Origin of the sequence: Alsobacter soli (genome assembly GCF_003004785.1) — a bacterium.
GTDB classification, from domain to species: domain Bacteria; phylum Pseudomonadota; class Alphaproteobacteria; order Rhizobiales; family Beijerinckiaceae; genus Alsobacter; species Alsobacter soli.
This window is the reverse complement of record NZ_PVZS01000023.1, coordinates 27,833-42,031: the sequence shown is the minus strand read 5'-3', so window position 1 is coordinate 42,031 and position 14,199 is coordinate 27,833. Positions and strand designations below refer to the sequence as shown.

Sequence of the window (14,199 nt, the reverse complement as noted above, 5' to 3'; positions counted from 1 at the left end):
GGTCGGAGCCCTCCCACGCTGTCAAACGATAAAATCCAAGCAAAATCCATCAACGACCTGCAACGGCCTGCTGGCATTGTGCTCTCCAATGAACAGGGGGCTGTCCATGGCTGCGTTCGCGTCCAACAAGCTGGATCATCGTTACTTCAGGGGTCAGGCCGAACCGGGCGATGACGCTGCTGGCCAGGATTGGCTGAGCCCCGCCACGATCGCCGCGGGCGAGGATGCGATTGGGCTTGATCTTGCGCTGATCCTTGGCCGGCGCCCGTGCTCGCAGCAAGAGGTCGCGCCCGCTTCCGGGCCCGCCACGGGGGCGGCATTCGAGTTGCCCGCAGCAGGCGCTCCCGCCATGGGCGGCCTGTTCACGCCCGCTGCGCTCGCCCCCGGCAGCGCTACGGCCAGCAAGGAATGGCATCTGACCACCATTGGGGTGCAGCGCGTCTGGGACGATTACACGGGCGCCGGCGTCCGGGTCGGCGTCTACGACGAGGGCGTCGATAAGACCGCCACGATCAACTACGACGCCTCCCGCGAACTCACGATCAATGGTGTCAAGGAGGACGCCGTCGGCCATGCCGTCCATGGCACGGCGGTCGCCGGCCTCATCGCCGGCAAGGTCGACAGCCAGGCGGTCGGCGTCGCCTTCGGGGCCAAGGTGACTTCCGAAAACGTGTTCACGGGTTCGGGATCGGGCTCGGGCATGATCCCGATCATCCAGGGCGCCGCGGCCAATTTCGACGTGATCAACAATTCCTGGGGCTGGGTGGACCGCTTCGCCGACCCGCTGGGCGCCGGCTCCTTCGGAACGGCCCTGGTCAACGCGCTTGCGTATGACGTCCAATACGGGCGCAACGGCAAGGGCGTGGTGATCGTCGAGTCCGCCGGCAACGACGGCCTGGATCATACGGACGGCAACGCCCAGGAATTCGCGGCCACCCGCTATACCATCACAGTAGGCGCTATCGCCGACACCGGGGACGTCTCCTTCTACTCGACTCGCGGAGCCGACGTCCTCGTCTCCGCGCCTTCGAACGGCGGGTACAAGGGGCTCTGGACGGAAGACGTCACCGGCGCAGGGGGGTATTCGAGCGGCAATTACACGGCGAGCTTTGGCGGCACCTCGGGGGCCGCTCCCATCGTGTCCGGCGTAGCCGCGCTCATGCTGCAGGCCAACCCCAACCTCGGCTGGCGCGACGTGCAGGAGATCATGGCCCTGTCCGCCGACGCGACCGGCCAAGCGAAGCTGACGGGCGGCGTTCCCGTCAACCCCTATTGGCAATTCGGGTGGACTATCAACAGGGCCACCGACTGGAACGGCGGCGGGATGCATTTCTCGAACGATGTCGGCTTCGGCCAGATCGACGCGTACACGGCGGCCCGCCTCGCGGAGGTCTGGAGCCTGTTCAACCCGGCCGCAGCCACCTCTGCGAATGAGCAGAAGCTCTCTTACGCCGGCGCTGTCGGCAAGACGGTGCTCGATAACCAGACCACCAGTTTCACGGTCGCGGTAGACAAGGATGTCCGGGCGGAGCACGTCGACCTCACGCTCACGCTGAGCTCCGGCAACGTCAACGACCTCCGGATCAAGCTGGTTTCGCCGGACGGCTATCAGTCCATCGTGCTCAACCCGCAGAACAACGTGGATGGCGCGGAGGCCGTCAGCAACTGGACCTGGACCTTCGGGTCCGAAGCGTTCCGGGACATGCACGCCAAAGGAAACTGGACGGTTTCCATCACAGACACGGCAGGCAACAACCTGACGAGCTCGGTGGCCAGCTACAAGCTCGACATCTACGGCGGCGCCGTCACGGCGAATGACGTCTATCACTACACGGACGAGTTCGCGAAGGTGGCCGCCCTCGACGCGAGCCGCACCGTCCTGCACGACGTGAACGGCGGCAGCGACTGGATCGACATGGGCGCCATCGCCGGCAACGCGGTGATCGACCTGCATGCCGGCGCCACTCAGACCGTGAACGGCGCCAAGTTCTTCACCATTGCAGCAGATACGCAGATCGAGAACGTGGTCACGGGCGACGGCGCGGACGTCATCTACGGGACGGACGTCGCCAACCAGATCTACGCCATGCGGGGCAATGACACGATCTTCGGGTCAGGCGGCGGCGACACCATCGACGGCGGCACGGGACTGGATACCGTGCACTATGGCCTGTCCACCGCGGGCGTCGACGTGGATCTCACCCGCGCCTCCCAGCTCTATGGCTTCGCCCAGGGCGACGTGCTCAAGAACGTCGAGAACCTGACCGGTTCGGCTTACGCCGATGTTCTGCGGGGCGACGCCGGGGTGAACGTCATCTCGGGCGGGGACGGCAATGACATCCTGGAAGGCCGGGGCGGCGCCGACGTGCTCGACGGCGGGGCGGGTGTCGACACCGCCACCTACGCGTCCTCGACCGCCGCGGTCGACGTCGACCTCAACCGTGCTTCCCAACTCGGCGGGGACGCGGCCGGAGACGTCCTGAAGACTATCGAGAACGTCACCGGATCGGCGTACAACGACACCCTGCGGGGCAACGCGGCCGCCAATCTCCTGGACGGCGGCGCTGGCGCGGACTGGATCTCCGGCGGCGGTGGATCCGACACCCTGCTCGGCGGCGCGGGCGACGACCACGTATTCGTGAACGCACCCGGACGCGTCGTGGCGGATGGAGGCCTCGGGTCAGATACGCTCGATTTTTCGCAGCTGACGAATGCGATCGCCTTCAGCCTCCAGACCGGAGCGGGGCAGTCAGCCGACGGGACGGTGGTGGTCTCCGCCTTGAACTTCGAGGTCGTGAAGGGCACGGCCTACAACGACACGCTCACGGGAGGCCTGCTGGCCGACCAGATCGATGGCGGGGCGGGCAACGACACGCTCATCGGCGGCGCAGGCAACGACACCCTGACGGGCGGCTCCGGCTACGACATCTTCAAGTTCACGGCTGCGGGCTTCGGCAAGGACCTCATCACTGATTTCACCGCCGGCCAGGACAAGATCAACCTGGCGGGCTTGGGCCTCAAGTCGTTGGCGGGGGTCAGCATGGCCCTGAGCGGCACGACCGAGATCATCAGCATCGGGTCTGACACGATCACCCTCCTGAACCAGAAGACGCTGCTGGCGTCGTCGGATTTCATGTTCGCCTGACGCGCAACGGCGGCCTGGCCAGGGCCGCCGATCTCTCCCATTCCGACGCAAAGAAGACGCGCGCAAGCGCTGCAAGGGCGCAAGAACGCCGCCCTCGCGGTGCGCGCGCTGTATTTCCTGCGCGGGGCGGGATGGTCCGCCCGCAGACCGACGCTCTCGACTTTGTGCGCCGTTCTTCCGTTCAGCCGGGAACTTGGGCCCGTTAACCCTGTTCTTTACGGCATCTGAACATGGGAGTTCGGCCATGAAGAAAGTGTGTTTGCTTGCGGCCGCGTCGCTGTTGGCCTTGAGCCCGCTCGCGACGACGGAAGCCTCGGCTCAGGTGCGCTTCGGCCACGGCGGCTGGAGCGGCCACCACGGAAGCTGGGGCGGGTACCGTGGCGGCTGGGGCCATCGCGGTTGGGGATGGGGCGGCGGTTGGGGCGCTGGCCTGGCGGCCGGCATCGTCGGCGCGACCATCGGTTCCGCCCTGGCGGCGCCAGCCTACGGTTATGGCTATGATTACGCGCCGGTGAGCTATGGCTACCCCACCTATGGCTACCCGGCCTACGGCGCATATCCCGCCTATGGCTACGGGACGACCGTCGTCGACTATGGCCCGGCGCCGGCTTACAGCTACGAGCCGGTCTATGCGCCTTCGACCGTCGTGGTTCGCCGGACCTACTACCGTCCTCGCGTCGCGTATTGGGGCGGGCCGCGGGTCGTCCGTCACGCCTATTACGGGCGGCGGGTAGCCTATTGGGGCGGCCCGCGCGTCGTGCGCCACGCCTACTACGGTCACCGCGCCTACCATCAGCGCTTCGCCTACAGCACGCGCTCGGTGCGCGTCGGGTATCCGGCGGGCTTCCGCACCGGCAGCGTCCGCGCGGGTAGCGTCCACACGGTCGGCTTCCGTGGCGGCGTTCACGGCGGCGGCCATCACTTCCGCAGGTATTGACGGACACAGGCCCCACCGTTGAGGCCGCTCCCCCTGGAGCGGCCTTTTTTCGTCCCGCAAAGCTGGGCGTTGGCGCTCAGTCCTTGCGAGGCTTGCGCGGCTTCGGGTGGTCCGGCGCCGCGGCGCCGGTCGTCCCGGTCCAGGCCGGCGGATCGCTGGCGGGAAACGACTCCTCGTCCGCTTCTTGGACGGGATCCATGGGAGCGGGCTTCGCTTCTCCGGGCTTGGACTCCCGCTCTTCCTCCTGCCTGCCAGGTGCCTTGGCCATGCTGCGCCTCCGGTCCCGATGGTCGCGTCGGCGGCCCAGGGTCGAGCCGCGGGCCGACGTCGACCATACCAGAAAAAGGCGCTTCACGCCTGTGCGGCGTCAGGCCCGCGCAGAACGCCCTAGGCGAGCCCGGCGTCCCGCATCCGGTAATAGGTGACCACCGCGGCCACATAGGCCCGGTTGAGGCCATGGAACGGGATCGTCCGTACGGGCGTGACCGGGAACGGGAGCGTCTTTCGGTCGCCCGTCGCGGCATAGGCGGCGAGCGCCTTGCCCATGGTGGACTCCAAGCCAACGCCACGGCCCATGCAGCCGATGTTGACGATGAGGCCCGGCTCCGGCTCGTGCAGATGCGGCAGGAAGTCTCGGGTCACAGCGACGCGCCCGCACCACCGATAATGGATCGGCGCTTCCTTGGCGGCGGGGAACATGCGCGCGATCACGCGCTCCAGGTGCGCCCAGTCGCTCTTGTCGTTCGGCTCCCGGAACGGCCCGCGCCCGCCCATGAGGAGGCGGCCCTCATGATCGAGCCGGAAGTAGAGCAGCAGCTGCCGGGTGTCCGAGCTCACCTGGCCGTAGGGCAGGATGCTCTTGCGCACGTTGTCGCTGAGCGGCTCGGTCGCCACCTGGTACGAGTTCGGCGCGATCACCGTCCTGGCGAGCTTGGGGTAGTAGTCCTTCGTGTAGCCGTTCGTGCACAGCACGACCTTGCCGGCCGTCACCGTCCGGCCCTGGGCCGTCTTCACCTTCCACTTGGAGCCTTCCCGCGAGAGACCCGCCACGGGCGTCTGTCCGTGCACCACCGCTCCGGCCCGCTGGGCCGCCCGGCAAAGTTCGCGCGCATAGCTGAGCGGCTGCACGGCGCCGCCGCGACGGTCGATCCAACCGGCGAGGTAGACGTCCGTTCCGAGATGCTCGTCGGTTTTCGCCTTGTCGAAGAATTCCGTGTTCGCCCCCAGCGCCGCCCATTGGGCGGAGCGCTTCTTCGCGGTCTCGATCATGGAGGGGATGTGGGCGCCCTGGATCCAGCCGTTGCGGACATGCGGCACGTTCATCTGATGCTTGGCGATGAGCTCGAAGACGGTGTCCGCCGTTGATGCCGCAAAGGCCGTCAGCGCCTTTCCGGCTTCCGGGCCGAACTTCTCCACCATCTCGTCCGGGTCATATTTGAGGCCCGGAATCACCTGGCCGCCATTGCGGCCCGATCCGCCCCAGCCGGGCTCGCGCGCCTCCAACACGATGCAGCCCACGCCGCGCTCTGCCAGGTGCAGCGCCGTGGACAGGCCGGCGTAGCCTCCGCCCACGATGGCGACGTCGACCTCGACATCCTTGTCCAGGGGAGGGCAGTCCGGCGCGGGCGCGGCGGTCGCGTGCCACAGGGACGGGTCCAGCGGAAAAGCTGCAGCGCTCATGACGACCTCAGATCGGGTTCAGCACGCGGCGCAGAAAGTCCTGCGTCCGGGGATGGCGAGGGTTGGTGAGCAGCTCGCGGGCGGGGCCCTGCTCGACGATCACGCCCCCGTCGATGAACAGCACGCGGTCGGCCACCTCGCGCGCGAAGGCCATCTCGTGCGTGACGACCACCATGGTCATGCCCTCCTCGGCGAGGCGGCGCATGACCGCCAGCACTTCCCCCACGAGTTCCGGGTCCAGCGCCGAGGTGGGCTCGTCGAACAGGATGGCGTGGGGACGCATGGCGAGCGCGCGCGCGATGGCGACGCGCTGCTGCTGCCCGCCCGAGAGCTGGGGCGGGTGGGCGTCGGCCTTGTCCGCCAGCCCCACGCGGGCCAGCAACTCGCGCCCGTGGGCGACAGCCTGCGCCCGCGGCTCCCTCTTCACAAAGATGGGCCCCTCGATCACGTTCTCCAGGGCCGTCCGGTGCGGGAACAGGTTGAAGCGCTGGAACACCATCGAGACTCGCGTGCGGATGTCGATGATGGACCGCTGCGCGCGGTCGACCTTGATGCCCTCCACCAGGATCTCGCCCTGGTCATAGGTCTCCAGGCCGTTGATGCACCGCAGGATGGTGGACTTGCCCGATCCCGACGGTCCGATGATGCACACCACCTCGCCCTTGGCGACCGTGGCGGAGATGCCGCGGATGACCCGGTTGGAACCGAAGCTCTTGTGGACGTCGCGCAGCTCGATCATCGCCGCGTTCCCATGTTCTTTTCCAGACGCCCGACGAGCAGGATCAGCGGGATGCTCATCACCAGGTAGAGCAGCGCCACGAGAGTGAAGACGGTCGAGTTCTTGAAGGTGGCGGAGGCGATCAGCTTACCTTGCAGGGCCAGCTCCGCCACCGTGATGGTGGAAGCCTGGGAGCTGTCCTTCAGCATCATGATCATGATGTTGCCGTAGGGCGGCAGGACGATCTTCACCGCCTGGGGCAGGATGACGCGGCGCATGGTCATGAACCAGCCCATGCCGAGCGACTGCGCCGCCTCGACCTGGCCGTGGTCGATGGCCTCGATGCCGGCCCGGAAGTTTTCGGACTGATAGGCCGAGTAGGCGATGCCGAGGCCGATGATGGCCGCGCTGAGCGCCGACAGCGCGATGCCGAAGTCCGGCAGCACGAAGTAGATGTAGAACAGCTGGACGATGATCGGGATGCCGCGGATCACATTGATCACGGTCCGGCTGATCCGGTCGAGGACCTTGACGCCTGATACGCGCATCAGGGCCCAGACCAGGCCCAGGATGGTGGAGAGGACGAGGGATCCGGCGGTGACGAGGAGCGTGTACTTCACGCCCTCAAGCAGGATGGGCAGGAACTCGATCGAGTCCTGGATGAAGCGTTGCATGATGGTCTCGGAAGCAGGCGGACGGCGCGTCCCGGGCGCGCCGGCGCCCGGGACGGTGGCAAGGCGTGCGCCTTACTCCTGGCCCCACTTGGCGAGGATCTTCTTCACCGTGCCGTCACCCTGCAGCTTCGCCAGGGCCGTGTTGATCTTCTTCAGCAACTCGCCGTCCGTCTTGCGGACGCCGATGCCCACCGACCCGACGATCTGGGACTTGTAGCCCTTGGCGAGGCGCACGTCCGGGAAGTTCCCCAGCTGGAGGTTGTAGGCCACGATCGGCAGGTCGGCGAAGCCCGCCTTGATGCGACCCGCATTCACGTCCCGCATGATGTCGGGGATGGTGTCATAGATCTTCACGTCGGCGAAGAGCCCGCTCTTCTTCAGCGGCTCGACATAAGCGGTGCCTACCTGGGCGCCGACGACCTCGCCCTTGAGGTCCTCAAGCTTGGTGTAGTCCTTGGTGTCGGACTTGGCCACGAACAGTCCCTCGCCATAGGTGTACACCGGGGCCGAGAAGTCGACCGCCTCCTGGCGCGCCGGCGTGATGTACATGGCGGCCGCGATGATATCGATCTTGTTGGCGTTCAGGCCCGCGATCAGGGTCGAGAACTGCATGGGCTCGACCTGGACCTGGAAGCCGGCCTCCTTGCCGATGGCCGTGATGAGGTCGACCATAATTCCCTGGATGGTGTTGGTCTTGGTGTCCAGGAAGGTGAAGGGCGTGCCTGTGGGCGTCGAGCCCACCTTGTAGGTCTGCTGCGCCGAGGCGGGCAGGGCGGCGAAGAGAGCCGCGGCGGCGGCGATTCCGGTGACGAAGCGCTTCAGCATCATGGTCAGCTCCCCCAGTGGATGGAACGGCTTCCGGCCGCTTTCGCATCGCGAATTTCACTTATATGAAAAATGTTGCATGGTGTTTCCGGCGACGCAAGCCGCTTTCCCACTGGATCCGCATGCCGAACGAGATTGCCGAACAGGATTTCCAAGGCGCCGCGCAGGCGCAGGCCACCGACGCAGAGATCGGAGCGCGCATTCGCTCGCTTCGGCGCGCAAAGGGCCTGCGCCTGACCGAGGTCGCGGCCCAGACCGGGCTCTCGATCGGCTATCTCAGCCAGGTCGAGCGCGGCATTTCCTCGCCCTCGCTGCGGGTTCTCACCACCATCGCAGCGCCGCTCGGCATCACGTACGCCGAACTGTTCCGCACGGGCGCAGTGGACACGGCGAGCGACTCGATCGTGGTCCGCCGCGCCGAGCGAGGCAGCCTCGGCCTGAGGGGGACCGGAATGGAGAAGCAGTTGCTGTCTCCTCCCGGGGGAAGCCGGTTGAACCTATACGAGGTCGTTCTCCAGCCCGGCGGGGCTTCGGGCGAGGACCTTTACGTCCACGGGGGCGAAGAGGCGGGCCTCATTCTCGAAGGCGAGATGGAGCTCACCGTCGAGGACCGAACCTGGCGCCTGCAGACGGGCGACAGCTTCCGCTTCGCAAGCGGCCGGCCCCATCGCTTCCGCAATCCAGGCGCCGTAACTGCGCGCGTTCTGTGGGTCAACGTGTCGGAGCCTGTCTGATCCCGCGCCAGGGGACCAAGCCGCGGTCCAACCCGCGCCCTTTCACGCGATAACTTTTCTTCGCCAGGAAACGCTCGCGCAAATTGTGTCTTGCCTTTTTTAAACTATCGCTGAAGCTTGCGCCGCGACCGAGGAAAACTTGAGGCGGCTCAGTCGCACCCGGCGCCGGTCGCGGTAGCTCAATCCTGGAGCACGGCCGCGATGAGAGCGAGCAGGCGAGGAGCGGGCGATGAGGCATGGCGCATCCGGTCGGGTTCTCGCGTGCGTTCTCCTTGCAGCCGTCACGTCGGGCCACGCGCAGGCCCAGCAGGCCGTGCCAGTCACCACGGCCCCGGCCGAGCGCAAGCCGGTCAGCCAGACGGCCCAGTTCGTCGGCCGAATCGAGGCGCCGGAACGGGTCGAGATCCGGGCCCGGGTGAAGGGCATGCTGGAGGCGGTGCTCTTCAAGGAGGGCGACCGGGTCGCGGCAGGCGCCCCGCTTTATCGGATCGACAAGTCTGAATTCGCCGCCGCCGTGGAGCAGGCCCAGGGCGATCTGGAGCGGGCGAAAGCGTCGTTCACGCTCGCCGGGCTCGACCGGCAGCGCGCAGAGACGCTGCTGGCCAAGAACGCCGGCAGCGTTCAAAGCCGCGACCAGGCCGTGGCTCAGGAAGCGCAGGCCCGGGGAGCGGTCATCACGAGCCAGGCGACGCTCGACAAGGCCAACATCAACCTGGGCTACACGGATATCGTGTCGCCGATCGCCGGCCGCATCGGCCGCACGGCCGTCACCAAGGGCAACATCGTTGGCCCGGACAGCGGCGTCCTCGCGACAATCGTCAGCGAGGACCCCATGCACGTCACCTTCCCGGTGAGCCAGCGCGACTACTTGGCGGCTGTCCAGGGCGGCCAGGCCAAGGGCGCCGAGCATGAGGTGGAGATCCGGTTTTCCGACGGCTTCGTCTATCCGGAGAGAGGGCTCATCAATTTCCTGGACGTGAGCGTCGACCGGGGCACCGACACCATCACGGTGCGCGCCGACCTGCCCAACCCCAAGGGGCTCCTGACCGACGGCCAGCTGGTGCGCGTCGACGTGCGCACGGGGGCGCCCCAGGAGCGCGTGCTCGTTCCGCAGAGCGCGCTGATCGCCGACCAGGGCGGCGTCTACGTGTTCGTGGTGGACAACGGCAAGGCTGTCACGCGGCGGCTGAAGTTGGGCGGCTCCGAGGGGCAGAACGCGATCGTGGCCTCGGGCCTGGATGGCGGCGAACTTGTGGTCGTCGAGGGCATGCAGACGCTTCGCCCTGGCGCCCCGGTCGTCGCGCGGCCTCAGACCATCCCGCAAGCGGGAGGCTGACCCATGCTTTCCGCGATTTTTGTCGATCGCCCGCGCATGGCGATCGTCATCTCGATCGTCACGGTCATCGCCGGCGTGCTCTCCTTGCTGGCGATCCCGATCGCCCAGTATCCCGACATCGTCCCGCCGCAGGTCTCGGTGACCACCCTTTACCCGGGCGCGTCCGGCGAGGTCGTGGACGCCACCGTGGCACAGCCGATCGAGGCCCAGGTCGTGGGCGTCGACGGTCTGATGTACATGAAAAGCGTCAGCGGCAACGACGGCAGCTATTCGCTGGTCGGCTCCTTCGAGCTCGGAACGGACCCGGACACCAACACGGTCAAGCTGAACAACCGCGTCCAGGCCGCGCTCTCGAAGCTGCCGCAGGACGTGCAGAAGCAGGGGGTGACGGTCAAGAAGAAGTCCTCCGCGCTGCTCGGCGTCTTGGCCGTGTACTCGCCGAAGGGGACCTACGACCCGCTCTACATCTCGAACTACGTCACCATCAACATCCTCGATGAGTTGAAAAGCACGCCCGGCGTGGGCGACGCGAGCTTGTGGGGACCCCAGGACTACGCCGTCCGCGCCTGGATCCGGACGGACCGCCTCACCGGCCTGGGCCTGACCTCCGGCGACCTGGTCAAGGCGATCCAGTCCCAGAACGTCCAGGCGGCGGTCGGACGGATCGGGGCGCGGCCGATCTCCAATGAACAGCAACTCCAGCTCAATCTGCAGACCAAGGGGCGTCTGACCTCCATCGAGGATTTCGGCAAGATCGTCCTGCGCACCAACCCGGACGGCTCCGTGCTGCGCCTGTCCGATGTGGCGCGCCTGGAGCTCGGCGCGGCGAACCTCGACCGGGAGACCCGGTTTAATGGCGGCCCCGCGGCCGTCCTCGCGCTCTACCAGACCCCGGGCGCCAACGCGATCCAGGCGCTCGAGGCCGTGCGCAAGCGCATGGGCGAACTCTCGGCGTCCTTCCCGGAAGACCTTTCCTGGACGGTGACCTACGACCCGACCGTCTTCGTGAAGGACACCATCCACGAAGTGCAGAAGACCCTGATCGAGGCCTTCATCCTGGTCGTGATCGTCGTCTATCTCTTCCTCGGCAACTTCCGCGCGACCATGATCCCCATGCTGGCCGTGCCGGTCAGCCTGATCGGGGCCTTCATCGCCCTGAACGCCATCGGCTACTCGGCCAATTCCGTGTCCCTCCTGGCCGTCGTGCTGGCGATCGGCATCGTGGTCGACGACGCCATCGTGGTGGTCGAGAACGTCGAACGCGTGATGGAGGAGAATCCTGGCCTGTCGCCGGCGGACGCGACCAAGAAGGCCATGGCGGAGATCACCGCGCCGATCATCGCCATCACGCTCGTGCTGCTGTCCGTCTTCGTGCCCGTGGCTTTCATCCCGGGCATCTCCGGCGAACTCTTTCGCCAGTTCGCCGTGACGGTCGCGGTCGCCATGGCGCTCTCGGCGGTTAACGCCCTGACCCTGTCGCCCGCCTTGTGCGGCGTTCTCCTGAAGCCGCAGCACGGGCCTCACAGGGGACCCATGGGCGCCGTCATGCGCGGCATCGACTGGGTGCGCGACCGCTACGGCGCGATCGTGGCGCGGCTGGTGCGGGTGTCCGTCATCGGCCTGGTTTGCGTGGCCGCGGCAGGCGCCGGCATCTTCGGCCTGAGCAGGGTGACGCCGACCGGGTTCCTCCCGGAGGACGATCAGGGCGCTCTCTTCGTCGTCGTGCAACTGCCCGGCGGCGCTTCTGTGGTCCGGACGTCGGACGTGGTGCGACGGGCCGAGGGCATCCTGCGCGATGATCCCGCCGTGAAGGACTTCACCTCCATCATCGGCCTCAACTTCATCGACAGCTACTCGCAGCCGGACGCCGCCTTCCTTGTCGTCACACTCAAGCCATTCGAAGAGCGAAAGGGCGCAGCCCTCTCCGCCGCGGGCACGATGGCGCGGCTGGCCGAGAAGTTCAGGCAGATCCCGGAGGGCCGCGTCGCCCCGATGGCGCCGCCGCCCATCATTGGGCTGGGTACCGGCGGGGGCTTCACTTACGTGTTGCAGGATCTCCGAGCCAGCAACCCGCAAGCCCTGGCTCAGGTGCTGCGTGGCCTCGTGGTCGCCGCCAACCAGGACCCGAAGCTGTCCCGGGTGTTCAGCACCTACTCGGCCAGCAACCCGTCCGTGTACCTCGACATCGACCGCGACAAGGCGCAGGTGCTCGGGGTCGCGCTCAGCGACGTGTTCCAGGCGCTGCAGGCTTCGCTCGGGGGCCTCTACATCAACGACACCAACTTGTTCGGCCGCACCTGGCAGGTGCAGATCCAGGCCGAGGCCCAAGATCGCGACAGGGTGGACGACATCTACCGGATCAATGTCCGCAACGCGGCAGGGCAGATGATACCCCTGCGATCGCTGGTCGAGGCCCGCGTCGCGGTCGGCCCGCCAGCCCTGATCCGCTACAACAACAAGAGGGCGGTCACGATCCAGGGCTCTCCGGCCCCTGGCGCATCATCGGGCCAGGCGCTCGCCGCCATGGAGGACGTCGCCAAGGCGACGTTGCCGGACGGCTACTCCGGCGCGTGGACCGACACCGCCTTCCAGGAGAAGCGGGCGGAGGGCAAGACGGGCATGATCCTGTTCTTCGCCATCCTTTTCGCCTACCTGTTCCTGGTGGCGCTCTATGAGAGCTGGACCATCCCGGTCCCGGTGCTCCTGTCCGTGTCGATCGGCCTGCTGGGATCCTACCTCGCCATCGTCGGCCTGGGCCTCTCCCTCGACCTGTTCGGCCAGATCGGCATGATCGTGCTCATCGGCCTCGCGGCGAAGAACGGCATTCTCATCGTCGAATTCGCGAAGGAGCAGCGGGAGCGCGGCGTCCCGCTCACGCAGGCGGCGACGGAAGGCGCCCGTCTCCGCTTCCGGCCGGTGATGATGACGTCCCTGGCCTTCATCCTTGGCCTTTACCCGCTGGTGGTCGCGACCGGCGCGTCCCAGATCGCGCGCCGCGACGTGGGCACGCCCGTGTTCGGCGGCATGATCCTGGCCTCGTTCCTCGGCATCTTCGTGATTCCGCCGCTCTACGTCCTGTTCCAGGCGCTTCGGGAGCGGCTTCGTCCATCGACGCGTCCGCACGTCACGCCCGCGGAGCCGACGGCGCAGCATGAGCCTGCGCGGCGAGCCAGCGCTGCGGAGTAGGGGGCCGACGACAGCCCGAATTCTCGGGCGGCTTCCTCCCTTGGTGGCGATGGACCATCCGGAAGGAGGAGCCCGCCTGGCGCTTCTGGTCGAATTGCATGTGTCAGTCGGACGAACCAAAACGGTCACTGAAGCCGGCGCGACTTGGTCGACGCCGCGGCTTGCGGACGCTCGCCGCTCGGCGACGGTCCAGGCCCTTACGGTAAGGGGGAACGACCATGGATCTCCGAAAGTGCGGAGCCGAGGCCATCGGCACGTTTTGGCTGACCTTCGCTGGCTGCGGCAGCGCCGTGATCTCAGCGGCCTTCCCCGATGTCGGCATAGGCCTGCTGGGGGTGTCGCTGGCCTTCGGGCTCACGGTTCTGACCATGGCCTACGCCATTGGGCACATCTCGGGCTGCCATCTCAATCCGGCTGTCACGGTCGGACTGTGGGCCGGCGGTCGCTTCCCCGCCAAGGACGTTGTCCCCTATGCCGTCGCCCAGGTCGTCGGGGCCGTGGTCGCCGCCACCGTCCTTTACGGGATAGCATCCGGCGCGCCTGGCTTCGACCTGGCGAAGGGCTTTGCGGCCAACGGCTACGGAGAGCACTCGCCCGGCCACTATTCCCTGGCTTCCGGCCTCGTGGCGGAGGTCGTCCTGACGATGATGTTCCTGTTCATCATCATGGGGTCGACCCACGGCAAGGCGCCAGTGGGCTTCGCGCCGATCGCGATCGGCCTTGGCCTCACCCTCATCCACCTGGTTGGGATTCCCATCACGAACACCTCCGTGAATCCGGCGCGCAGCACCGGGCCTGCGCTGATCGTCGGGGGATGGGCGCTGGCGCAGCTCTGGCTGTTCTGGCTCGCCCCGCTCGTCGGCGGCGCCCTGGGCGGGGTCCTGTACCGCCGGCTGAGCGAGACGCCTGCGGCCCAGGTGACCGGCGATCTGGGCAAGCCTCTGGACGCAGTCCGAAATTGAGC

11 protein-coding genes are annotated in these 14,199 nt (G+C 67.1%); 6 read left to right on the top strand and 5 right to left on the bottom strand.

What is annotated here, in order from left to right; genetic code table 11:
• The first annotated feature begins 106 nt into the window (after window positions 1–106).
• Together SLNSH_RS18225 and SLNSH_RS25405 are read left to right on the top strand one after the other, a co-directional pair.
• A complete protein-coding gene (locus SLNSH_RS18225; protein WP_158266815.1) occupies window positions 107–3,145 on the top strand; it encodes a S8 family serine peptidase in 3,039 nt (1,012 codons plus the stop codon).
• A gap of 244 nt (window positions 3,146–3,389) precedes the next feature.
• The gene (locus tag SLNSH_RS25405) at window positions 3,390–4,082 is read left to right on the top strand and encodes a hypothetical protein (protein ID WP_245422398.1); all 693 of its coding nucleotides are present in this window, start codon (window positions 3,390–3,392) and stop codon (window positions 4,080–4,082) included.
• Between the two features lie 76 nt (window positions 4,083–4,158).
• Here SLNSH_RS25405 and SLNSH_RS18215 read toward each other — a convergent pair whose 3' ends face one another.
• From SLNSH_RS18215 to SLNSH_RS18195, 5 genes are all read right to left on the bottom strand, one after another.
• Window positions 4,159–4,350, bottom strand: a complete 192-nt coding sequence (locus SLNSH_RS18215; protein ID WP_106338463.1) for a hypothetical protein — start codon at window positions 4,348–4,350, stop codon at window positions 4,159–4,161.
• 119 nt (window positions 4,351–4,469) lie between these two features.
• Window positions 4,470–5,762, bottom strand: a complete 1,293-nt coding sequence (locus tag SLNSH_RS18210) for an NAD(P)/FAD-dependent oxidoreductase (RefSeq protein WP_106338461.1) — start codon at window positions 5,760–5,762, stop codon at window positions 4,470–4,472.
• 7 nt (window positions 5,763–5,769) lie between these two features.
• Window positions 5,770–6,501, bottom strand: a complete 732-nt coding sequence (locus tag SLNSH_RS18205; RefSeq protein WP_106338459.1) for an amino acid ABC transporter ATP-binding protein — start codon at window positions 6,499–6,501, stop codon at window positions 5,770–5,772.
• The gene (locus SLNSH_RS18200) at window positions 6,498–7,154 is read right to left on the bottom strand and encodes an amino acid ABC transporter permease (protein ID WP_106338457.1); all 657 of its coding nucleotides are present in this window, start codon (window positions 7,152–7,154) and stop codon (window positions 6,498–6,500) included. The genes SLNSH_RS18205 and SLNSH_RS18200 overlap by 4 nt, the downstream gene beginning before the upstream one ends.
• Before the next feature lie 72 nt (window positions 7,155–7,226).
• Entirely contained in the window at window positions 7,227–7,982 is a 756-nt protein-coding gene (locus SLNSH_RS18195; RefSeq protein ID WP_106338455.1) for an ABC transporter substrate-binding protein, read from the bottom strand.
• A gap of 119 nt (window positions 7,983–8,101) precedes the next feature.
• On the opposite strand from SLNSH_RS18195, the gene SLNSH_RS18190 reads away from it, so the two are divergent.
• The 4 genes from SLNSH_RS18190 (at window position 8,102) to aqpZ (ending at window position 14,197) form a co-directional block, all read left to right on the top strand.
• Window positions 8,102–8,713 carry a cupin domain-containing protein gene (locus SLNSH_RS18190; RefSeq protein WP_106338453.1) on the top strand — a complete coding sequence of 204 codons (612 nt, stop codon included), beginning with the start codon at window positions 8,102–8,104 and terminating at the stop codon, window positions 8,711–8,713.
• 229 nt (window positions 8,714–8,942) lie between these two features.
• The gene (locus SLNSH_RS18185; RefSeq protein WP_106338451.1) at window positions 8,943–10,049 is read left to right on the top strand and encodes an efflux RND transporter periplasmic adaptor subunit; all 1,107 of its coding nucleotides are present in this window, start codon (window positions 8,943–8,945) and stop codon (window positions 10,047–10,049) included.
• A gap of 3 nt (window positions 10,050–10,052) precedes the next feature.
• Window positions 10,053–13,235 (top strand): efflux RND transporter permease subunit, encoded by a 3,183-nt coding sequence (locus tag SLNSH_RS18180; RefSeq protein WP_106338449.1) that lies wholly within the window; start codon window positions 10,053–10,055, stop codon window positions 13,233–13,235.
• Between the two features lie 218 nt (window positions 13,236–13,453).
• On the top strand, window positions 13,454–14,197 hold the full coding sequence (aqpZ, locus tag SLNSH_RS18175) for an aquaporin Z (protein ID WP_106338447.1): 744 nt from the start codon (window positions 13,454–13,456) through the stop codon (window positions 14,195–14,197).
• Window positions 14,198–14,199 lie beyond the last annotated feature (2 nt).

What these genes read in the sequence shown, in the direction of transcription:
- SLNSH_RS18225 (WP_158266815.1), top strand. Translation starts at nt 107, where the DNA reads ATGGCTGCGTTCGCGTCCAACAAGCTGGATCATCGTTACTTCAGGGGT.
- SLNSH_RS25405 (WP_245422398.1), top strand. Translation starts at nt 3,390, where the DNA reads ATGAAGAAAGTGTGTTTGCTTGCGGCCGCGTCGCTGTTGGCCTTGAGC.
- SLNSH_RS18215 (WP_106338463.1), bottom strand. Translation starts at nt 4,350, where the DNA reads ATGGCCAAGGCACCTGGCAGGCAGGAGGAAGAGCGGGAGTCCAAGCCC.
- SLNSH_RS18210 (WP_106338461.1), bottom strand. Translation starts at nt 5,762, where the DNA reads ATGAGCGCTGCAGCTTTTCCGCTGGACCCGTCCCTGTGGCACGCGACC.
- SLNSH_RS18205 (WP_106338459.1), bottom strand. Translation starts at nt 6,501, where the DNA reads ATGATCGAGCTGCGCGACGTCCACAAGAGCTTCGGTTCCAACCGGGTC.
- SLNSH_RS18200 (WP_106338457.1), bottom strand. Translation starts at nt 7,154, where the DNA reads ATGCAACGCTTCATCCAGGACTCGATCGAGTTCCTGCCCATCCTGCTT.
- SLNSH_RS18195 (WP_106338455.1), bottom strand. Translation starts at nt 7,982, where the DNA reads ATGATGCTGAAGCGCTTCGTCACCGGAATCGCCGCCGCCGCGGCTCTC.
- SLNSH_RS18190 (WP_106338453.1), top strand. Translation starts at nt 8,102, where the DNA reads ATGCCGAACGAGATTGCCGAACAGGATTTCCAAGGCGCCGCGCAGGCG.
- SLNSH_RS18185 (WP_106338451.1), top strand. Translation starts at nt 8,943, where the DNA reads ATGAGGCATGGCGCATCCGGTCGGGTTCTCGCGTGCGTTCTCCTTGCA.
- SLNSH_RS18180 (WP_106338449.1), top strand. Translation starts at nt 10,053, where the DNA reads ATGCTTTCCGCGATTTTTGTCGATCGCCCGCGCATGGCGATCGTCATC.
- aqpZ (WP_106338447.1), top strand. Translation starts at nt 13,454, where the DNA reads ATGGATCTCCGAAAGTGCGGAGCCGAGGCCATCGGCACGTTTTGGCTG.